Annotated in this window: 18 protein-coding genes and 1 pseudogene; 9 read left to right on the top strand and 10 right to left on the bottom strand. The window is 38.1% G+C overall.

The window, feature by feature from the left end; all coding sequences use genetic code 11:
- Positions 1-9 precede the first annotated feature (9 nt).
- The 4 genes from EWZ81_RS05310 to EWZ81_RS05295 form a co-directional block, all read right to left on the bottom strand.
- The gene (locus tag EWZ81_RS05310) at positions 10-633 is read right to left on the bottom strand and encodes a 3-oxoacid CoA-transferase subunit B (protein WP_079343675.1); all 624 of its coding nucleotides are present in this window, start codon (positions 631-633) and stop codon (positions 10-12) included.
- A complete protein-coding gene (locus EWZ81_RS05305) occupies positions 630-1,328 on the bottom strand; it encodes a CoA transferase subunit A (protein ID WP_001045158.1) in 699 nt (232 codons plus the stop codon). The genes EWZ81_RS05310 and EWZ81_RS05305 overlap by 4 nt, the downstream gene beginning before the upstream one ends.
- Before the next feature lie 10 nt (positions 1,329-1,338).
- On the bottom strand, positions 1,339-2,514 hold the full coding sequence (locus tag EWZ81_RS05300) for an acetyl-CoA C-acetyltransferase (protein WP_165549268.1): 1,176 nt from the start codon (positions 2,512-2,514) through the stop codon (positions 1,339-1,341).
- 280 nt (positions 2,515-2,794) lie between these two features.
- Positions 2,795-3,607: a 3'-5' exonuclease gene (locus tag EWZ81_RS05295; RefSeq protein WP_165549267.1), complete on the bottom strand. Its 813-nt coding sequence runs from the start codon at positions 3,605-3,607 to the stop codon at positions 2,795-2,797.
- 137 nt (positions 3,608-3,744) lie between these two features.
- On the opposite strand from EWZ81_RS05295, the gene feoB reads away from it, so the two are divergent.
- On the top strand, positions 3,745-5,673 hold the full coding sequence (feoB, locus tag EWZ81_RS05290) for a ferrous iron transport protein B (RefSeq protein ID WP_165549266.1): 1,929 nt from the start codon (positions 3,745-3,747) through the stop codon (positions 5,671-5,673).
- Between the two features lie 311 nt (positions 5,674-5,984).
- Positions 5,985-8,288: a TonB-dependent receptor family protein gene (locus EWZ81_RS05285; RefSeq protein WP_165549265.1), complete on the top strand. Its 2,304-nt coding sequence runs from the start codon at positions 5,985-5,987 to the stop codon at positions 8,286-8,288.
- Positions 8,289-8,326: 38 nt separating this feature from the next.
- Here the strand turns inward: EWZ81_RS05285 and fliP are convergent, their stop codons facing one another.
- Together fliP and EWZ81_RS08680 are read right to left on the bottom strand one after the other, a co-directional pair.
- Entirely contained in the window at positions 8,327-9,073 is a 747-nt protein-coding gene (gene fliP / locus EWZ81_RS05280; RefSeq protein ID WP_120844340.1) for a flagellar type III secretion system pore protein FliP, read from the bottom strand.
- Positions 9,074-9,108: 35 nt separating this feature from the next.
- Positions 9,109-9,198, bottom strand: a pseudogene (locus EWZ81_RS08680) (flagellar biosynthesis protein flip); the annotation flags it as partial.
- Here EWZ81_RS08680 and glmU point away from each other — a divergent pair.
- The 7 genes from glmU to EWZ81_RS05245 all read left to right on the top strand — a co-directional run bounded on the left by glmU (position 9,155) and on the right by EWZ81_RS05245 (position 16,530).
- The gene (glmU, locus tag EWZ81_RS05275) at positions 9,155-10,456 is read left to right on the top strand and encodes a bifunctional UDP-N-acetylglucosamine diphosphorylase/glucosamine-1-phosphate N-acetyltransferase GlmU (RefSeq protein WP_165549264.1); all 1,302 of its coding nucleotides are present in this window, start codon (positions 9,155-9,157) and stop codon (positions 10,454-10,456) included. The pseudogene EWZ81_RS08680 and the gene glmU sit on opposite strands and share 44 nt — an antisense overlap.
- A gap of 285 nt (positions 10,457-10,741) precedes the next feature.
- Positions 10,742-11,062, top strand: a complete 321-nt coding sequence (locus EWZ81_RS05270) for a pantothenate kinase (RefSeq protein ID WP_205250240.1) — start codon at positions 10,742-10,744, stop codon at positions 11,060-11,062.
- 34 nt (positions 11,063-11,096) lie between these two features.
- On the top strand, positions 11,097-11,603 hold the full coding sequence (locus EWZ81_RS05265) for a hypothetical protein (protein WP_165549262.1): 507 nt from the start codon (positions 11,097-11,099) through the stop codon (positions 11,601-11,603).
- Between the two features lie 160 nt (positions 11,604-11,763).
- The gene (locus tag EWZ81_RS05260; RefSeq protein WP_165549261.1) at positions 11,764-14,130 is read left to right on the top strand and encodes a ribonucleoside-diphosphate reductase subunit alpha; all 2,367 of its coding nucleotides are present in this window, start codon (positions 11,764-11,766) and stop codon (positions 14,128-14,130) included.
- A gap of 61 nt (positions 14,131-14,191) precedes the next feature.
- Positions 14,192-15,139, top strand: coding sequence for a Gfo/Idh/MocA family protein (locus EWZ81_RS05255; RefSeq protein WP_165549260.1), 948 nt, complete (start codon positions 14,192-14,194; stop codon positions 15,137-15,139).
- A gap of 113 nt (positions 15,140-15,252) precedes the next feature.
- Positions 15,253-16,020: a sulfite exporter TauE/SafE family protein gene (locus EWZ81_RS05250; RefSeq protein WP_165549259.1), complete on the top strand. Its 768-nt coding sequence runs from the start codon at positions 15,253-15,255 to the stop codon at positions 16,018-16,020.
- A 3-nt stretch (positions 16,021-16,023) separates the two neighbouring features.
- On the top strand, positions 16,024-16,530 hold the full coding sequence (locus EWZ81_RS05245; RefSeq protein WP_100982098.1) for a methylated-DNA--[protein]-cysteine S-methyltransferase: 507 nt from the start codon (positions 16,024-16,026) through the stop codon (positions 16,528-16,530).
- A gap of 62 nt (positions 16,531-16,592) precedes the next feature.
- Here the strand turns inward: EWZ81_RS05245 and xerH are convergent, their stop codons facing one another.
- From xerH to EWZ81_RS05225, 4 genes are all read right to left on the bottom strand, one after another.
- Positions 16,593-17,663 (bottom strand): tyrosine recombinase XerH, encoded by a 1,071-nt coding sequence (xerH, locus tag EWZ81_RS05240; RefSeq protein ID WP_165549258.1) that lies wholly within the window; start codon positions 17,661-17,663, stop codon positions 16,593-16,595.
- Between the two features lie 14 nt (positions 17,664-17,677).
- Positions 17,678-18,955, bottom strand: a complete 1,278-nt coding sequence (locus EWZ81_RS05235) for a hypothetical protein (protein WP_165549257.1) — start codon at positions 18,953-18,955, stop codon at positions 17,678-17,680.
- 196 nt (positions 18,956-19,151) lie between these two features.
- Positions 19,152-19,394, bottom strand: a complete 243-nt coding sequence (locus EWZ81_RS05230) for a hypothetical protein (RefSeq protein WP_165549256.1) — start codon at positions 19,392-19,394, stop codon at positions 19,152-19,154.
- Positions 19,394-20,545, bottom strand: coding sequence for a hypothetical protein (locus EWZ81_RS05225; protein ID WP_165549255.1), 1,152 nt, complete (start codon positions 20,543-20,545; stop codon positions 19,394-19,396). Before EWZ81_RS05225 ends, EWZ81_RS05230 begins: the two co-directional genes overlap by 1 nt.
- Between the last annotated feature and the right edge of the window lie 148 nt (positions 20,546-20,693).

The following is a 20,693-nucleotide window of genomic DNA, read 5'->3' as shown; positions in this document are numbered from 1 at the left end:
CTTTATAAGCTATAGGTGCACTTCAAATTCGGCTTCTGTTTTTTCTCTCACTTGATCAAGGCTAACCCCCTCTTGCAATTCCACTAATTTCATGGCGTTATTGGAAAATTCAAACACCGCTAAATCCGTTATCAATTGATGCACCACGCCTTTTCCTGTTAAGGGCAATGAGCATTCCTTTTTCACTTTAGACTCCCCGTATTTGTTGCAATGCTCCATGATCACAATCACTTTTTTAGCGCCATGCACCAAATCCATAGCCCCTCCCATGCCCTTTATGAGCTTTTTAGGGATCATCCAATTAGCCAAATCCCCATTTTGTGAGACTTCCATCCCCCCTAAAATCGCTAAATCAATATGCCCCCCACGAATCATCGCAAACGAATCTGCGCTATTGAAAAACGAAGCGCCCGGCACCACGGTTATGGTTTCCTTTCCTGCATTAATAAGATCCGCATCAACGCTCCCCTCTAAAGGGTAAGCGCCAATCCCTAATAGCCCGTTCTCGCTTTGGAAAACGATATTCATCCCACTCACTTCATTAGCCACAAGCGTGGGCAAGCCTATCCCTAAATTCACATACATGCCCTCTTTCAATTCCTTTGCCGCTCTTTTAATGATAGCCTCTCTCATTTCGCGCTCCTTGTGGTGGTTTTTTCTATCCGTTTTTCAAATTTCTCGCCTTTATAGATGTGTTGCACATAGATTCCTGGCAAGTGTATTTCATCTGGGTCTAATTCCCCGGCCGGGACAATTTCTTCTACTTCAGCGACGCATATTTTTGCCGCCATCGCGCACAAGGGGTTGAAATTTCTAGCCGTTTTTCTAAACACCAAATTCCCAAGAGTGTCGCTTTTATAAGCTTTAATAAGCCCATAATCGCCCGTTATCGCTCTTTCTAGAATATACTCCTTGCCGTTAAACTCCCTTGATTCTTTGCCTTGAGCGATCAAAGTCCCAACACCGGTTGGGGTGTAGTAAGCGGGTATCCCAGCCCCTCCAGCGCGCAAGTTTTCAGCCAGCGTGCCTTGCGGTGTCAAAACGACTTCAATTTCTCCATTCAACATTTGCGATTCAAAAATCTTATTTTCCCCCACATAGGAAGCGATAATCTTTTTAATCTGCTTTTTTTCCAAAAGAATACCAAGCCCAAAGTCATCAACGCCGCAATTATTGCTCACGACAATCAAATCCTTGATGCCTTTCTTATAAATGTAATCAATGGCGTATTCGGGTATCCCGCACAGCCCAAAACCGCCCACTAAAATAGTGTCCCCGTCTTTTAATGCGCTCAACGCTTTGTCTAAATCGGTTATAACCTTATTCATCTCATTCTCCTTATTTTTGTTCAACTACCACTGATAGCCCTTGTCCGCCACCCACGCACAATGACGCGCAACCCACGCCATGCCCGCTCCTTTTCATTTCATGCAATAAAGTCACTAATATCCTAGCGCCGCTTGCGCCAATAGGGTGGCCAATCGCTATCGCGCCTCCATTCACATTCACGATATTGGGGTTTAATTCAAGCTCTTTTAACACGGCTAGGCTTTGCGCGGCAAAGGCTTCATTGAGTTCAAAAAGATGGATGTCATTGAGATTCATTTTGACATTTTTAAGGTTGTTTTTAATAGCGATGCTTGGGCATATGCCCATAATATCCGGACTGCAACCACCCAAACCAAACCCCTTGATAGTGGCCATGGCTTTTAACCCCAATGTTTGCGCTTTTTTAGCGTTGCATAAAATGATAATACTCGCACCATCATTGATCCCTGATGAATTTCCTGCCGTTACCGATCCGTCTTTTTTGAAAGCGGGTTTGAGCTTTGCAAGGGATTCTAGCGTCGTGTCTCTAGGGTATTCATCTTCTTTAAAAACCACCACGCCTTTTTTATTCGCTATTTCAATAGGCGTGATTTCTTCTTGGAATTTCCCTGCATTAATGGCGGCTCTTGCTTTGAGTTGCGATTGGAGCGCGAAATTATCTTGATCTTCTCGGCTTATGTGGTATGCTTGAGCGACATTATCAGCGGTGATCCCCATGTGGTAATCATTGAAAGCATCCCACAATCCATCATGGATCATGGAGTCTATCATGTTTGCATTTCCCATTCTTTTCCCATCTCGCATATCAAACGACAAATAGGGTGCTTTGCTCATGTTCTCCACGCCACCGCACACCACCACCTCATCGCGCCCAAGCATGATGCTGTCATGCGCTAATTGAATGGCTTTCATAGACGATCCACAAACCATATTGACGCTAAAAGCGTTTTTGTCATTAGGGATGCCAGCGTCTAGTTGGATCTGTCTGGCGATATTTTGACCCAAACCAGCACCTAAAACATTGCCTAAAATGACAGAATCCACATCGCTAGGCTCAAGTCCGCTCGCATTCAAAGCGTCTTTAAGCACGCTAACGCCCATTTCTCTAGCGCCCACATTCTTCAGAGAGCCTAAAAAACTCCCTACAGCGCTTCGTTTTGCCGCCACTACAACCACTTCATTCATGTCTTTGCCTTTAAGTTGATCTGTTGATCATGGTATCACTTTTAGATAATGGGCATCCTAATAGGTTTGATTTTGTTTTAGATTTTGTTTTGGATTGAGGGCGATTCGTTTATTTTTTTCACAAAAATATTATTTTAGCGTTTAATGATTATTGCACAACATAGCTTTGAGTGGGGATCTAAAATCAAGCAGATATGCACTTTAGGCTCATGTTTCTCTAACGCTTTAAAAAATTTCTTTCTAAGCAGTCTTTACCTAGTTTCAGGGTTTTAATAGGGTTTTAAATAAACTCCCTAATTTCTTTTTCTAAAGCGTTAATAAAAACGCTTGAATAGGATTTTTCTTTAGGGAATTTGGCTAAAAAATCATTCAATAGCCCAAGGTATTGCTCCTTATTTAAAGCCCCTTTCAGCACTTCGTATTTTAAAAAAAGCCAGTAAGTATTAAGCACATCGCTCTGACAATAGCTATCAATAATCTCTTTTTTCTCCTTTTGGCTTAAATGGGGGTTGTAATAAATCGCATGCACTAAATCCCCGCTCACATCAAATTTACCAGGAATATTCATCATAGAGCAAATGCCATTTAGATTCAACCCCCTAACGGATCCATAATGGCTCAAGCTATCCATTAAATCCAAATGAAACTGCTCGCTATAACGCGCACGGTAATTCTCCCATTTGTTTTCTTGGCTATAAAAGGCGTCCAGGGTTAAATTGTGTTTAAGGGCTTTGAGCGTGAGTAGGGGCATATCAAAACCTCTGCCATTAAAGCTTATTAGGCGCGGTTGCTTTTCGTTAAAGTATCTAAAAAAATCTTCTAAAAGCTCTTTTTCGCTTGTAAAACCCTCTTTATTCTCGTGTTTTTGACCAAAATTCCCCACTTTGATAAACTGCCCGTAATCATCGCCAATGACTGCTGCAATAGAGATGATTTCATGCAAATAAAGGGGCAAAAACTCGCTCCCGCTTTTTTCTTTTTGCTTTTCAAAACTCCATTCACAGATTTTTAGCGCATCGTCTTCTTTTAATTGAAAATGCTCTTTACACAAGCTCACGCTAGGAATGGTTTCTATATCAAACACGCACAACATCACACGCTCCTTTCGCATTTTAACATTCTTGTCTCGCTTTTATTATATAACAATTAGTCTTATAGCGCTATAGTGCCAACTTTTAATCTAAAAACGATATAACTAAAAATTAAAAAAACTTATTTGGAGAATTGGAAGTGAAAGAAATCACTATCGCTCTTGTGGGCCAACCTAATGTGGGGAAATCGTCTCTCATCAACGCTTTGAGCAACGCCCATTTGAAAGTGGGGAATTTTGCTGGGGTTACCGTGGATAAGATGGAAGTGGGTTTGATCCACAAAGAGCATCAAATCACTATCATTGATTTACCCGGCACTTACGCGCTCAATGATTTCACCACTGAAGAAAAGGTTACTAAAGATTTTTTAGAAAAAGGGCAATACGATCTCATTCTTAATGTGGTGGATTCCACCAATTTAGAGCGTAATTTAGCCTTAAGTGCGCAGCTATTAGACACGAATAAAAAAATGCTTCTTGCGCTCAACATGTGGGATGAAGCCAAGAAAGAAGGGATCAACATCAATACAGAAAAACTCTCTCAAGAATTAGGGGTTGTGTGCGTGCCAACAAGCGCAAGATCCAAAGAAGATCGCTTGAATACCGAGCTTTTATTAGACGAAATTGTCAGGCTTTATTCTCAAAACACAACAAACAATGAAAACATCAAAGTCCCGTCTCAAAGCTTTAAAGAGTCTTTAAAATACAGCCAGAGCGCTCAAAGAATCGCTCAATTAGTGATCAGTGAAAACCAACAAAACGCGAGTTTTGAACACACTTACAAGATTGATAAGATTTTAATGCACCCGCGTTATGGGATTTTCATTTTTTTAGGGTTTATGTTTATCATCTTTTCTTTGAGCTTTTTAATAGGGGGGGGAGCGCAAAAAGCGCTTGAAGCAGGGTTTAAATTTTTGAGCGATGGCATCAAAGAAAATGTGGCTAATGAAGATTTAGCGTCTTTGGTGGGCGATGGCATTATTGGGGGAGTGGGAGCGACGGTTTCATTCTTGCCTTTAATTGTGGTGTTGTATTTTGGGATTTCTTTACTAGAGACGACAGGCTATATGAGTAGGGTAGCGTTTTTACTAGATGGAATCTTGCATAAATTTGGCTTGCATGGGAAGAGTTTTATCCCTTTAATCACCGGTTTTGGCTGCTCAGTGCCAGCTTACATGGCGACAAGAACCTTACAAAACTATAACGAACGGTTGATCACGCTTTTTGTGATCGGGTTTATGAGCTGCTCGGCAAGGCTGCCTATTTATGTGCTGTTTGTAGGCTCGTTTTTCCCTTCTTCAAGTGCGGGGTTTGTGCTGTTTTGCATTTATATTTTGGGGGCGGTTGTGGCGTTAGTGATGGCCAAATTACTCAAATTAAGCGTGTTTAAAGGACAAACCGAATCTTTTATCATGGAAATGCCCAAATACCGCTTGCCAAGTTCTAGAATGATTTACTTTAGCATCTATACCAAATCGCTTTCCTACCTTAAAAAAGCCGGGACTTACATTTTAGTGGGAGCGATTTTAATCTGGTTTATGTCTCAATACCCTAAAAATGATGCGGCTATGAAGGCTTATAAGCAAGAAAGCTTATTAGTCCAAAAAAACGCTAATCTTTCAAGCGAAGCTAAAGAAGAAAAATTAAAAGAATTAAAAACCGAATTGGATAAAAAGAATTTAAAAAATAGCGTTGTAGGAAGGGGTGGGGCGTATTTAGAAAAAGTCTTTAGCCCTATGGATTTTGATTGGCGTTTGAGCGTCTCACTTGTCACCGGTTTTATGGCTAAAGAAGTGGTGGTTTCTACTTTGGGGGTGTTGTTTTCCTTAGGGGATCAAAACGAAAAATCTGATGCTTTTAGGGAGACAATCAGAAAAGAAGTCAGCGTGCCTAGCGGGATCGCCTTTATCGTGTTTGTGATGTTTTATATCCCTTGTTTTGCAGCGACCATTACTTTTGGTAGGGAAGCTGGGGGGATAAAGTTTGTGGCGTATTTGTTCATCTTCACAACCGTTGTGGCGTATGCGTTTTCCTTGATAGCTTTTTATGTGACTCAAATTTTGGTTTAAAGGCTAGCTATAAAGGGTTTTTAAACCCTTTATTTGTTTAAAATTCCACCCATTAGAAATATTAAAAAATTTTTATTTTTCTTTATATTCCAATCCTTTCCATCAACATTCGCATTAATCGGCATTTTTGATAAAAAAAGTCATTAATATTATCTAAATAATAATTTTTTAAAAATTTAAGCTAAAACTAATAATAATTACTATAAACTACGATTTGTTGTAAAAAGGAACATTTTTCATAAAAGGTAGTAAATAATTACTATAAACTACGATTTGTTGTAAAAAGGAACATTTTTCATAAAAGGTAGTAAATGAAAAGAATTTTAGTCTCTCTAGCTGTTTTGAGTCATAGCGCGCATGCCGTAAAGACTCATAATTTGGAAAGGGTGGAAGCTTCAGGAATAGCTAACGATAAAGAAGCGCCTTTAAGTTGGAGAAGTAAGGAGGTTAGAAACTATATGGGATCTCGCACGGTGATTTCTAACAAGCAGCTCACTAAAAGCGCCAATCAAAGCATTGAAGAAGCTTTGCAAAATGTGCCGGGCGTGCATATTAGAAACTCTACAGGTATTGGAGCTGTGCCTAGCATTTCCATTAGGGGGTTTGGCGCTGGAGGTCCAGGGCATTCTAATACGGGAATGATTCTAGTCAATGGGATTCCTATTTATGTCGCGCCCTATGTTGAAATTGGCACGGTTATTTTTCCTGTAACCTTTCAATCTGTGGATAGAATCAGCGTAACCAAAGGCGGGGAGAGCGTGCGTTATGGCCCTAACGCTTTTGGCGGTGTGATCAACATCATCACCAAAGGCATTCCTACCAAGTGGGAAAGTCAAGTGAGCGAGAGGACCACTTTTTGGGGCAAATCTGAAAATGGGGGGTTTTTCAATCAAAATTCTAAAAACATTGATAAAAGCTTAGTTAATAACATGCTTTTCAACACCTATTTAAGAACGGGGGGTATGATGAATAAGCATTTTGGAATCCAAGCTCAAGTCAATTGGCTCAAAGGGCAAGGGTTTAGATACAACAGCCCTACCAACATTCAAAACTACTTGCTAGATTCGTTGTATCAAATTAATGATAGTAATAAGATCACCGCTTTTTTTCAATATTACAGCTATTTTTTAACAGACCCTGGGTCTTTAGGTATAGAAGCGTATAATCAAAATCGTTTTCAAAATAACCGCCCTAATAACGATAAAAGCGGGAGAGCGAAGCGATGGGGAGCTGTGTATCAAAACTTTTTTGGGGACACGGATAGAGTCGGTGGGGATTTCACTTTTAGCTACTATGGGCATGACATGTCAAGGGATTTTAAATTTGATTCTAACTATTTAAATGTCAATACCAATCCTAAATTAGGCCCTGTTTATACCAATCAAAATTATCCAGGATTTTTTATTTTTGATCATTTAAGGCGTTATGTGATGAACGCTTTTGAGCCTAATTTGAACTTAGTCGTCAATACCAATAAAGTTAAGCAAACTTTTAATGTGGGCATGCGCTTTATGACGATGGACATGTTCATTAGATCCGATCAAAGCACATGCGAAAAAACAGATATTATCAATGGGGTGTGCCACATGCCTCCTTATGTCCTTTCTAAAACGCCTAACAACAATCAAGAAATGTTTAACAACTATACAGCGGTATGGTTGAGCGATAAAATAGAGCTTTTTGATTCTAAATTAGCGATAACTCCAGGGATTAGATACACTTTTTTGAACTATAACAACAAAGAGCCAGAAAAGCACGATTTTTCCGTATGGACCAGTAAAAAACAGCGTCAAAACGAATGGAGTCCTGCCCTTAATATTGGCTATAAACCTATGGAAAATTGGATATGGTATGCGAACTACCGCCGCAGTTTTATCCCCCCACAACACACAATGGTAGGCATTACTAGGACTAATTACAACCAAATTTTTAATGAAATTGAAGTGGGGCAACGCTATAGTTATAAAAATCTATTGAGCTTTAATACCAATTATTTTGTGATTTTTGCCAATCGTTATTATGCGGGAGGTTATAGTCCACAGCCTGTGAATGCTAGGAGTCAAGGGGTGGAATTGGAATTGTATTACGCGCCGATTAGGGGTTTGCAATTCCATGTGGCTTACACTTACATTGATGCGCGCATCACTTCTAACGCTGATGATATTGCTTATTATTTTACAGGCATTGTCAATAAACCCTTTGACATTAAAGGGAAGCGTTTGCCTTATGTGAGTCCTAACCAATTCATATTTGACATGATGTATACTTACAAGCACACGACTTTTGGAATCAGCAGCTATTTTTATAGCCGCGCTTATAGTTCTATGCTCAATCAAGCCAAAAGCCAAACCGTGTGCTTGCCCTTAAACCCAGAATACACAGGGGGGCTAGAGTATGGTTGTAATTCAGTAGGATTATTGCCCTTGTATTTTGTGTTGAATGTTCAAGTAAGCTCAATCTTATGGCAAAGCGGTAGGCATAAAATCACCGGGAGTTTGCAAATCAATAACCTTTTTAACATGAAGTATTATTTTAGGGGGATTGGCACAAGCCCTACAGGAAGAGAGCCCGCGCCAGGGCGATCCATTACAGCGTATTTGAATTATGAGTTTTAAATTAATTTCAAGCTTTTATAGTTTGAATGTTTTTAATATTAAACCATTTTAAAACTCGCCACTAAATTTTCGGTCAATAGATTAAACCCATCCACCAGAATAAACACTAAAATTTTAAAAGGCAGAGAAATCATTACAGGCGGGAGCATCATCATGCCCATCGCCATTAAAATAGAGCTGATCACCATATCAATCACCAAAAAAGGCAAGTAGAGTAAAAAGCCGATTTGAAACGCTGTTTTCAACTCGCTTATCATAAATGCTGGGATCAAAACGCTCAAGCTCACCTCATCAGGGGTTTTAGGGTTAGGCAGGTTTCTGATCCTAAAAAAAAGCGCTAGATCCTTTTCTCGTGTGTTTTTAAGCATGAATTCCTTGAAAGGCAGAGCGCTTTTTTCAAACGCTTCGGTGTAAGAAATCTTTTTATCCATATAAGGCTTAATCCCTGTATCATAGGCCTTTTTTAGGCTAGGTTCCATGATGAAAAAAGTCAATATCAAAGAGAGCGAAACTAAAATTTGAGTGGGTGGGGTTTGTTGCGTGCCTAAAGCGGTCCTTAAAAAAGAAAACACCACGATCAAACGGGTGAAACTCGTCATCACTAAAATCAATGACGGGGCTAAAACTAAAAGCGTGAGCAGGGCGATGACATTAAGGGTGGTTACAAGCTGTTTAGGATCATTAGGAGCGTTTAAAGAGAGATTGACGCTAGGCAAAGCGCTATCAGTGCTCATTAAAGGGCATATTAAAGGGCAAATGAGAATGAAAAAAATGAAAAAACGCAAAATTCTAGCCTTAAATCTTTGATGAAACGAAGTCAAATTATAAGATAAGGCATGTTAAAATTCCCTAAAAAAAGGATTTTAATGCTTTCTATAATCATACTGGCCGCTGGCAAAGGCACTCGCATGCATTCTAGCCTGCCTAAAACTTTGCACACGATTTGCGGGGAGCCTATGCTGTTTTACATTTTAGAAGTGGCTTTTTCAATCAGTGATGATGTGCATCTTATCTTACACCACCAACAAGAACGCATTAAAGAAGCGGTGTTGGAGCGTTTTAAGGGCGTAATCTTCCACACTCAAATCGTGGAAAAATATTCAGGGACAGGTGGGGCCATCATGCAAGAAGATAAAACACCTATTCCCACTCAACATGAGCGGGTTTTGATTTTGAATGCGGACATGCCCTTAATCACTAAAGACGCTCTCGCCCCCTTATTAGAAAGCCAGAATAACGCCATAGGCTTACTGCATTTAACTGACCCTAAAGGTTATGGGCGCGTTATTTTAGAAAACCATCAGGTTAAAAAGATTGTAGAAGAAAAGGACGCTAATAATGAAGAAAAAACCATTAAAAGCGTGAACGCTGGCGTGTATTTTTTTGAAAGAAAGTTTTTAGAAAAATACTTGCCCAAACTCCATGACCAAAACGCCCAAAAAGAATACTACCTCACGGATTTGATCGCTCTGGGTATTAAGGGGAATGAAAAAATTGACGCTATTTTTTTAGAAGAAGAGTGTTTTTTAGGGGTGAATAGCCAAACAGAAAGAGCGAAGGCTGAAGAAATCATGCTAGAAAGGTTGCGAAAAAACGCCATGGACTTGGGGGTAATGATGCAATTACCAAAGAGCATTTACTTAGAAAAAGGCGTGAGTTTTAATGGGGAATGCGTTTTAGAGCAAGGGGTGCGTGTGATTGGGAATTGCTTGATAGAAAACGCGCATATTAAAGCTTATAGCGTGATAGAAGAGAGCCAAATCATTAATAGCAGCGTGGGGCCGTTTGCCCATGTGCGCCCTAAAAGCGTGATTTGTGATAGCCATGTGGGGAATTTTGTAGAGACTAAAAACGCCAAACTTCAAGGCGCTAAAGCAGGGCATTTGAGCTATTTAGGGGATTGTGAAATAGGGAAAAACACAAATGTAGGGGCTGGTGTGATCACTTGCAATTACGATGGTAAAAAAAAACACCAAACGATCATCGGTGAAAATGTCTTTATAGGGAGCGATAGCCAGCTAGTCGCCCCCATAACTATCGGCTCTAACGTTTTAATCGGCAGCGGCACCACCATCACTAAAGACATCCCTAGCGGTTCGTTGAGCCTTTCACGCGCCCCTCAAATTAACATTGAAAACGGGTATTTTAAGTTTTTTAAGAAACCTTAAAGAGTTTGAAAAGAATTGCTGTTTTAAAACTTTATTGAGCGTATTTTTAATGGATTAAAAAGTTCTCTTTTTATCCTTTTGAATTTGCTTCAATAATGAAAAAACCCAAAAAATATTATAATCATTTACTTTAATCCTGTAATTTGTGATAAATAAAACACTTATTGAGATTTTTGTGATATTTGGCTGATCTGTAACAATTCTCTTAATGCGATTGTGGTATAAATATTCTTATCAAGGTGTGCCAAACATGCCTTGAATCTCAATTTTATGAAAGGATTTGTTATGAGTGGGTTAAAAACATTTAGTTGTGTGTTGGTTTTATGCGGTGCAATGGTTAATACGGCTATAGCTGGTCCTAGAATAGAAGCAAGGGGTCAACATGGCAGAGATATGGGAGGGGCTGTTGGAGGATATTTAGGAAGAAATGGAGGGCTTTTAGGAGCTGTTGGAGGGTATTTGCTTGGTCAGGAAATAGGCGATAGAGTAGAAGATCTTATCCATGATTTCATAGACAGAGAGCCTCAAACTAGAGAACCACAAGCTCCAAGAGAACCTATCCGTGATTTTTATGATTACGGCTATAGTTTTGGGCATGCTTGGTAATCTTAAATGAGGTGATGGGGGGAAAGGAAATAATATGGATACTACAAAAGAGAACTTGAATGGCTCAAAAGAGCGTTTGAGCATCTCCGAATATCATTGGGCAGTGGGTCTAGTCTATGGGGGATGTCTCTCCATAACCACTAGGATTTTATATGAGATCAATGGTTCAGCTAGCGATCCGATCTTTGACTCTAAAAATAGCTATTATATATGGCTAATGGGTTTAATAGCGGCTTTGTTGTCTAATCTCTTGTTCAGCCCAAAAGGCAGGTCGGCAGGTTATTTAATTGCTGAAACTTGGCAAGGGTTTCCCAAGTTTTTTAAAGCCATTTTTAAGGCTAGGTTTTTTGGCGCGTTTTATGACGCTGTGTTAGGAGCGAGGCTAAGGGATTTTTATTTGATGCTTTCAATAATGCCCTTTGTTGTCGCTATGCATGAACTTTCAGTGTATTGCGGGCATCCTAGCAACTTTCTTGTAGAGGGTTTGGTCATTTTGGGGTTTCAATGTTTTCTTAAGCTTTGTGCTAAATTAGGGTGGTGATTTAAGTGCCATTAAATGGAGGGGGTATAAAAAATTAAAAAACTTTAAAACTCATTCTCATTAATAGAACAGATCCAACTTGAACTTTTCTTTTTCTTAAGTTTTTTATTGATACAATTCCAAATTTAAAAAACAAACGATTTAATTTAAAGGAAAAATTTTGATTACAGTGGTTAAACGAAACGGGCGCATTGAGCCTTTGGACATCACAAAAATCCAAAAATACACTAAGGACGCCACGGACAATTTAGAGGGCGTGAGCCAAAGCGAGCTGGAAGTGGATGCGAGGTTGCAATTTAGGGACAAGATCACTACTGAAGAAATCCAACAAACTTTGATTAAAACCGCTGTGGATAAGATAGATATTGACACGCCTAATTGGAGCTTTGTCGCCTCAAGGCTTTTTTTGTATGATTTATACCATAAAGTAAGTGGTTTTACAGGGTATAGGCATTTGAAAGAGTATTTTGAAAACGCTGAAGAAAAGGGCCGCATCCTTAAGGGCTTTAAGGAAAAATTTGATTTAGAGTTTTTAAATGGCCAGATCAAGCCTGAAAGGGATTTCCAATTCAATTATTTAGGGATTAAAACCTTGTATGATCGCTATTTGTTAAAAGACGCTAACAATAACCCTATTGAATTGCCCCAACACATGTTTATGAGCATTGCGATGTTTTTAGCGCAAAACGAACAAGAACCCAATAAAATCGCTTTAGAATTTTATGAAGTTTTAAGCAAATTTGAAGCGATGTGCGCAACCCCCACTCTAGCGAACGCTCGCACCACCAAGCACCAGCTAAGCTCATGCTATATTGGTAGCACGCCGGATAATATTGAAGGGATTTTTGACAGCTATAAGGAAATGGCGCTATTGTCCAAATACGGCGGGGGGATTGGCTGGGATTTTTCTTTGGTGCGCTCTATTGGGAGTTATATTGATGGGCATAAAAATGCGAGCGCTGGCACGATCCCTTTTTTAAAGATCGCTAATGATGTGGCGATTGCGGTGGATCAATTAGGCACACGAAAGGGTGCGATTGCGGTCTATTTGGAAATTTGGCACATTGATGTGATGGAGTTCATTGATTTAAGGAAAAATAGCGGCGATGAAAGGCGAAGAGCGCATGATTTGTTCCCGGCTCTTTGGGTGTGCGATTTGTTTATGAAAAGGGTTTTAGAAGATGCGATGTGGACTTTGTTTGACCCTTATGAGTGTAAGGATTTGACTGAGCTTTATGGGCAGGATTTTGAAAAACGCTATTTAGAGTATGAAAAAGATCCTAAAATCATTAAAGAATACATTAACGCTAAAGATTTATGGAAAAAAATCTTAATGAATTATTTTGAAGCCGGCTTGCCTTTCTTAGCCTTTAAAGATAACGCCAATCGGTGCAATCCAAACGCTCATGCAGGCATTATTCGATCCAGCAATCTATGCACAGAGATTTTTCAAAATACCGCGCCTAACCACTATTACATGCAAATAGAATACACCGATGGCGCCATAGAGTTTTTTGAAGAAAAGCAGTTAGTAACGACAGATAATAATATCACTAAATGCGCTAACAAGCTCACTAGCACAGATATTCTTAAGGGCAAGCAAATCTATATCGCTACTAAAGTCGCTAAAGACGGCCAAACGGCGGTGTGTAATCTAGCGAGCATCAATTTAAGCAAGATCAACACTGAAGAAGACATTAAAAGGGTTGTGCCGATCATTATCAGGCTATTAGACAATGTGATTGATTTGAATTTCTACCCCAACCGCAAAGTCAAAGCCACCAATTTACAAAATAGAGCCATAGGGTTAGGGGTTATGGGTGAAGCGCAAATGCTCGCAGAACATCAAATCGCTTGGGGGTCTAAAGAGCATTTAGAAAAAATTGACGCTTTAATGGAGCAAATCAGCTACCATGCGATTGACACGAGCGCGAATTTAGCGAAAGAAAAAGGGGTTTATAAGGATTTTGAAAATTCAGAATGGAGTAAGGGGATTTTCCCCATTGATAAAGCCAATAATGAAGCCTTAAAGCTCACCGAAAAAGGGCTTTTTAACCACGCTTGCGATTGGCAAGGTTTGAGAGAAAAAGTCAAAGCCAATGGCATGCGTAATGGCTATTTAATGGCGATCGCTCCTACAAGCTCTATTTCTATTTTAGTAGGCACAACCCAAACGATTGAACCCATTTATAAGAAAAAATGGTTTGAAGAAAATTTGAGCGGGCTTATTCCTGTCGTAGTGCCTAATTTGAATGTAGAAACCTGGAATTTTTACACATCAGCCTATGATATTGACGCTAAAGATTTGATTAAAGCGGCAGCCGTGCGCCAAAAATGGATCGATCAAGGCCAAAGCATTAATGTGTTTTTACGCATAGAAAACGCTAGCGGTAAAACCTTGCATGAAATCTACACGCTCGCTTGGAAATTAGGGCTCAAATCCACTTATTATTTGCGCAGCGAAAGCCCTAGCATAGATGAAAAAAGCGTGTTGGATCGATCGGTGGAGTGTTTTAATTGCCAATAATATAAGCTTAAATAAGCTAATCTTTGCTAAAATGAGATTCAAAATGATTTAAGGAAGATGAATGCTTTTTGCGATGATTGGTTCAGGGGGGTTTATCGCTCCCAAGCACTTGCAAGCGATTAGAGATACAGGGCATTTTTTGGATTGCTCTTTTGATGTTCATGATAGCGTGGGGGTTTTAGATGAGTATTTCCCGCAATCAGAGTTTTTTACCAATATTGAAGATTTTGAAAAGCATTTAGAGCAATCTAGGGCTATGGGTAAAGAAATCAACTATTTGAGTGTTTGCACGCCCACGCACACGCATTTTGATCACATCCGTTTCGGGTTAAGAAACGGCATGCATGTGATTTGTGAAAAACCCTTAGTTTTAGACCCTGGCGAAATACAAGAATTGAAAGATTTAGAGGTGAAATACCAAAAAAGGGTGTTTAGTCTTTTGCCCTTGCGCTTGCATTGCGACACTTTGGCCTTAAAAGAAAAAATTAAGAGCGAATTAGAAAAAAACCCTAGCAAGGTGTTTGACATCACGCTCACTTATATCAGCGTTCAAGGGAAATGGTATTTTTCTTCATGGCGAGCGGATGTGAATAGGAGTGGGGGGTTAGCCACTCAAATGGGGGTGAATATTTTTGACACCTTATTGTATTTGTTTGGAAGCGTTAAAGACAAGGTTATCAACAAAGAAGAGCCTGATTGCGTAGGGGGGATACTCTTTTTAGAGCATGCCAAAATAAGATGGTTTTTTTCCATCAATCCAGAACACATGGGAGTGTCTAAAGAAAAAGTTTATCATAAAATGATCCTAGAGGGCGAAGAAGTCAATCTCACGCAGAGCTTTGATAATCTGTATATAGAAAGCTACAAACAGATTTTAGCTCAAGGGGGGTTTGGCTTGGATGATGTTGCGGCGTCTATCAAATTGGCTTATGAATTAAGAAACCTCTCTCTTAGCGAACCCAATGATGATTCGCATGCTTTGTGTTGCAAAAACAAAACAGATCAATAAAAGTATCACTTTTAAAAGCGTTGTTTAGGGGGGGTTTGGTTATTAGCGTTTGATTAGAATAGGGTTATTTTTAATTTTCTTTAAGAGGGGTTTTTACTTTTTTAAGGGTTTTTATGGATATTTATGCGTTATATATAGCGATAGGGCTTTTTACTGGCATTCTATCAGGGATCTTTGGCATTGGTGGGGGGATGATCATTGTCCCTATCATGCTCGCAACCGGGCATTCTTTTGAAGAATCCATTGGCATTTCCATTTTGCAAATGGTTCTTTCATCGTTCGTTGGCTCTGTTTTGAATTTCAAAAAAAAATCGCTTGATTTTTCTTTAGGCTTGTTGATAGGGGCAGGGGGGCTGATAGGAGCGAGTTTTAGCGGATTCATTTTAAAAATCGTTTCCAGTAAAATTTTAATGGTTATTTTCGCTCTTTTAGTCGTGTATTCTATGATCCAATTTGTTTTGAAACCCAAAAAAAAAGATTTGATAACGGACACTAAACGCTACCATTTGCAAGGTTTAAAATTATTTTTAATTGGCGCGCTCACAGGGTTTTTTGCCATCACTTTGGGGATTGGTGGGGGGATGCTCATGGTGCCTTTGATGCATTATTTTTTAGGGTATGATTCTAAAAAATGCGTAGCGTTAGGGTTATTTTTTATTCTGTTTTCTTCCATTTCAGGAGCTTTTTCTTTAATCTATCACCACATCATCAATAAAGAAGTGCTAGTAGCAGGGGCGATTGTGGGCTTAGGCTCTGTTATGGGCGTGAGCATTGGGATTAAATGGATCATGGGGCTTTTGAATGAAAAAATGCATAAAGCTTTGATTTTAGGGGTGTATGGTTTGTCGTTATTGATTATTTTATACAAACTCTTTTTTTAATTAATGGTTTTATACCACTACTATTTTAAGACCCCTAAGAGTTTCCCTTTAGAGTATTTGCATTTGTGCGCTAATGAGAGCCATTTATTGAGATTGGATTTTGATACGGCCAATTTTTCTCATAACACCCCTATGAATACCCCATTAAAACTCAGCGTTCAAGCCTTAGAGCGTTATTTCTTGGGACAACTTTTTGAATTTGATGTGCCTTTGGATTTGATAGGGACTTCTTTTCAAAAACAAGTTTGGTCTGCGTTAATGACTATCCCTTATGGCAAGACAAAAAGTTACGATGAAATCGCAAAGCTCATTAATAACCCTAAATCTTGCAGAGCGATTGGCAACGCTAATCATAATAACCCTATTTCTTTGATCGTGCCTTGTCATAGAGTGGTGCGTAAAAATGGCGCTTTAGGGGGGTATAATGGGGGCATAGAAGTCAAAAAGTGGCTGTTAGAATTTGAAAGCAAAATTTTAAATGAGCAAGCTAAAAATTTTTTAATTTCTTAGAAAATGGGGTTTTAGTTGTTTTATGGTAAAAATCCTTTTTTTAAGGGGTAGGGGGGTGTTTTTCACTTTTCTTCCCAAATGCTCGCCGCTTCTTCTAAACGCTCTTTGTCAAAATGCGTGTAAATCCTGCTCGTATTCAAGCTCGCATGCCCTAGAGCTTCTTGAACTAAAATCAAATCATGGCGTTTTTGATAAAGCAAGGTCGCAAAAGAATGCCTTAACATGTGCGCCCCATTTTTTTCTCGCCTGAGTCCTGCAAAATTGATGATGCACTCCACTTGTCTATACAAATAAGCTTGCGTTAAAGCGCTGCCTTTTTGGTTGCAAAATAATAAATCGTTTTTAACAGGATATAATTCCCTTTCTATGAGCCATTCTTTCAAAAGGCTCTCAATGTGGAAAGCTTTGAGCATCACCGCTCTGTATTTATCGCCCTTACCCTTAATCAAAATCGTATAACAGCCATTTTCTAAAGTAAAATCCTTTATTTTAAGCTGCAAGGCTTCATTGGAGCGCATGCCTGTAAAAACGATGATTTTAATGAGCAGGCGGTTTCTGGCGCGCACTTTAGCGGACATTTCTATTTTATCAATGCTTTCTAAAAATTTTTCTAATTCTTCATTATTCAAATGAGTAGGGAGCTTGTTGCCTGCGCTTTGATTGACTCCACTGATATTTTTAAGCGTGATATTATAGATATAAGATTTTTCATTTTCATCTTGATTTTGCTTGTCTATATAGCTAAAAAGCCCGAGTAGGGCGATCCTGTAATTTTTCTTAGTGGCTAAACTCAAACCACCGGTATAAACGCTCAAAAATTCAGCCAGCATGACTTCATCTATGCTTTTGAGCGATTTTAAAGAAAGCTTTTTGGAATATTCGTAAAATTTGAGTAGGGGCAGTGCGTAGGTGTTGATACCTAATAATCCAACATTACGGGCTTTTTTGCAAACTTTTTCTAATTGGCTTGAATTGATGAACGCATGATTGAATTCGTTCAAGCATTCAAAAACCTTGTTTTGATCTTTCACTTGGGAATTAGATAGGCTTGTGCATTTGTAACGCAAAAAGCGCCCAATCCACAGCAAAAGATTTTCTACAGGGTCTTTTAATTCTTCTAGGGGGTGCTTCATTTAGGATTTTTAAACTAATCTAAATCGTCATCATGTGGCGTATCACTGGGCGCTTTTTGCGTTATAAGCGCATTCGCAATAAGTTTATTGCTAACTACCTTAGCTTGTTTTAAATCATCAGCAATTTGATTGATTTTAAGGTTCTGTGCCGAACCTATTTTATGTTGTTCTCTCTCTTCAATAACTTCTCTTTCTATGCTCTCTATCTTTTCAATATCAAAAACTTTAGGATAACCGCGCCACTGACTATGGTTGATAGATAATTTTATGTCATCTTCAAATGCCCCAGTAACAATATTAGGCATGCATGTCGCTTTTATTTGAACCTTATCAATTTCCTTAAAACTCATACCACAATTGCCACCAGGCTGTTTTGAAAAGAATGTAGCTGCCTTATTTTTTAAGTGTGTGAGAGATTGCGGTAATTGACTAGGTACTGAGAATGTAACATCTGCGAACTCAGCCCACACCTCATTAAAACCACCAGATAAAGCGCTCACCAATTCTACCTTATAAGCGTTTTCTTTATCATGAATAGCGTTTTTACAATAACAGATCGCCTCTTGATCAAACAATCTTGCCAGTAACAACAAATAATTTCTTAAATTGAATGTCTTGCTTGGCTCGTTTTGAAATACAAAAAAACTTATTTCTTTGTTAGGCAAAATACCGTTTTCTACCTCTTCTTTCCAATAACCAATCGCTTGAATATAACCAAGAAAATCACGCTTTCCATCTAAAAAAGATTTTAGGCGTTGTGTTTCTTGCGCATAGTCGCTATAGGAGTATTTGTATCTAGTGATAAATCCTTGAGTAGACATGAAATCTTTCATTGTCGCTTTGCTCTTATCTGTTGTGAATTTATCCACAAAAGTTTTATTAAATGTTTTACAATTACAGAGTTTTCTATAAATGCCATCATTTTCTTTAAGGAAATCCTTAGTTAAACAATCGCTTTTAGCTACTTTTATAAGCGCTTTCTGTTCTTCATCAGTAAAATCCTTTGTAAAGGATCCTTTAAAAGGTCTAAACGCTGAGATAATCCCAAAAGGTAGTCCGCTTCTAATTTTCTCATACACTCTATTAAGCTTAGCGCCCTCAATTGCATAAACTTCAGCAGCATAAGCTTCAGTAGGGTTGTCCTTAATATTAGAGATTTCATCGCCAAGAAAAATCTTATCGTCCTCATCGCCAATGCCAAAAAAATCTAAAATATTTACATGCAACTTATCGTCTATCACTCTAACTTTTTTGTCATTTTCAAATTCTAAAAAATCATAATTCAATAACATTCAACACCTCTTTTAATTTATTTGCAAAAACAAAAATAACCCTTAAAAGTTAATTTTAGCACCAAAACTAAAACCATTCCCAAATGATGAAAAAATGATTTTAGTCGTCCTCAAAAAGCGCCCAATCCATAGCAAAAGATTTTCTATAGGGTCTTTTAATTTTTCTAGGGGGTGGCTTCATTTAGGGTTTTGTTAATTAACAATAAAAATTTTTTTGTTTTTGGTGCGATACTTTCATAGTAAAAAATTTTAGGTGCAAATAAATCAGTATTATTATTTTTTTAGGATCAGATGAGACAATATAGCCTTCATTCTTTAAATATATCATTAAAAGTTCAATACTACCTACTAATTTTAATTTAGAAAAAAACATTTTGCTATCTTTTCCACTGCTAACAACAGGCATGAAACACTCATTCCAATTATTTGTATTTTCCATTATAGTTTAATCCCTTCAATAATATAAGATCCATTATTGATAGACTGTATCAATATATTTATAAAAATGTCTATATACCATTTATTAACATATATTTCTTTCATGTCAGGTAACTTAATATTTTCTAATGTCGTTCTAGGCACTTCAATAGTTAATCTTGATTTTCCGCTTAAGAAGTTATTGCTAACATTAAAGATAAAATGGAATATATTATCACGGAAATGATATTCAATCTTGTCAATTATGGCGGAAGTAAGATTTATCCCATTTACATTCTCTGCTTGATTGATAGTGCTTACAATAATATTTGATAGATTTATTTGATCTTGTGATAGTAACTTTTTTAAATCCTTTAAATTCTCATCATCCATGAAACAATAGTTAGCACTCAATAAAGCATCACTAATAATTTTAGTGCCAACTATCTTACCACTTTTTAAATCATTAGCAACTTCATCAATTTTAATGTTTCGTGCAGAGCTTTGCCTATAGTTGAAAGGATGATAATTTTGATCAAATGTTGTATTTTTTCTATGCTCCTCTATCTCCACCGTTGTTTTCCAAAGTGCCAAAGCTGGAGTAACTACCAAATTAATTGGCGGATAGTTTGTTGGATTATTAAGAGACTCAATAGTTTTTCCATGCAAAAAAGACCCTAATTTTAAAAGAGATTGAATAAAAGTATTAGAGTTTGAAAGTTCAACACTTATAGAGTCCATTTCTTTCCCAAAATCATGACTTTTTGCACTTAGGAATTTTATCTCTTTTGTGTTGGTGTTTTGTGCGTCTTGCTTGTTTCCGCAATAACAAATCGCTGTTGGATTACAATGCATTTTGGCTAACACCAACAAGTAGTTTTTTAAATTAAATGTTGCACTCGGCTCGTTTTCATATATAAAAAACAAGATTTCGCTAGGTCCAATAACAATTTCAACAAACCCTATAAATTCACGCTTATTTATTAAGAAAGATTTTATCCGATCTTGCTTTGTTGGTTCAGAAGAAAGGTAGCCACTCCTCATCACGTTTTTAAAATGCGATAGAATTGGTCCAATGAAAGTGATAACCCTAAAAGGCGAGCCATTATTGATCTTGTCAAAAAACATTTGCCATTCTTCAGAATTATTGTTATGATCAAATCTTATTGCCATTTATTATTCCTTTCTCAAAAATCTATTTTAGTTATGAAAACTGCACTTTTCAAACTTTTAAATCAAACCATTATACCACGCTACACCGCTTAAACTACAATATAAAATCCCAAAATAAAATCCTAAACAAGATTAACCCCCCTTTTTT

Origin of the sequence: Helicobacter pylori (genome assembly GCF_011140715.1) — a bacterium.
Classification (GTDB): Bacteria; Campylobacterota; Campylobacteria; order Campylobacterales; family Helicobacteraceae; genus Helicobacter; species Helicobacter pylori_DA.
Note: the sequence above shows the minus strand (reverse complement) of the source record. Positions and strands in the feature narration are given on the sequence as shown.

Bases quoted from the DNA above. Each gene is read 5' to 3' on its own strand.
- EWZ81_RS05310 (WP_079343675.1), bottom strand. From the start codon at position 633: ATGAGAGAGGCTATCATTAAAAGAGCGGCAAAGGAATTGAAAGAGGGC.
- EWZ81_RS05305 (WP_001045158.1), bottom strand. From the start codon at position 1,328: ATGAATAAGGTTATAACCGATTTAGACAAAGCGTTGAGCGCATTAAAA.
- EWZ81_RS05300 (WP_165549268.1), bottom strand. From the start codon at position 2,514: ATGAATGAAGTGGTTGTAGTGGCGGCAAAACGAAGCGCTGTAGGGAGT.
- EWZ81_RS05295 (WP_165549267.1), bottom strand. From the start codon at position 3,607: ATGTTGTGCGTGTTTGATATAGAAACCATTCCTAGCGTGAGCTTGTGT.
- EWZ81_RS05285 (WP_165549265.1), top strand. From the start codon at position 5,985: ATGAAAAGAATTTTAGTCTCTCTAGCTGTTTTGAGTCATAGCGCGCAT.
- glmU (WP_165549264.1), top strand. From the start codon at position 9,155: ATGCTTTCTATAATCATACTGGCCGCTGGCAAAGGCACTCGCATGCAT.
- EWZ81_RS05270 (WP_205250240.1), top strand. From the start codon at position 10,742: ATGAGTGGGTTAAAAACATTTAGTTGTGTGTTGGTTTTATGCGGTGCA.
- EWZ81_RS05265 (WP_165549262.1), top strand. From the start codon at position 11,097: ATGGATACTACAAAAGAGAACTTGAATGGCTCAAAAGAGCGTTTGAGC.
- EWZ81_RS05255 (WP_165549260.1), top strand. From the start codon at position 14,192: ATGCTTTTTGCGATGATTGGTTCAGGGGGGTTTATCGCTCCCAAGCAC.
- EWZ81_RS05250 (WP_165549259.1), top strand. From the start codon at position 15,253: ATGGATATTTATGCGTTATATATAGCGATAGGGCTTTTTACTGGCATT.
- EWZ81_RS05245 (WP_100982098.1), top strand. From the start codon at position 16,024: ATGGTTTTATACCACTACTATTTTAAGACCCCTAAGAGTTTCCCTTTA.
- xerH (WP_165549258.1), bottom strand. From the start codon at position 17,663: ATGAAGCACCCCCTAGAAGAATTAAAAGACCCTGTAGAAAATCTTTTG.
- EWZ81_RS05235 (WP_165549257.1), bottom strand. From the start codon at position 18,955: ATGTTATTGAATTATGATTTTTTAGAATTTGAAAATGACAAAAAAGTT.
- EWZ81_RS05230 (WP_165549256.1), bottom strand. From the start codon at position 19,394: ATGGAAAATACAAATAATTGGAATGAGTGTTTCATGCCTGTTGTTAGC.
- EWZ81_RS05225 (WP_165549255.1), bottom strand. From the start codon at position 20,545: ATGGCAATAAGATTTGATCATAACAATAATTCTGAAGAATGGCAAATG.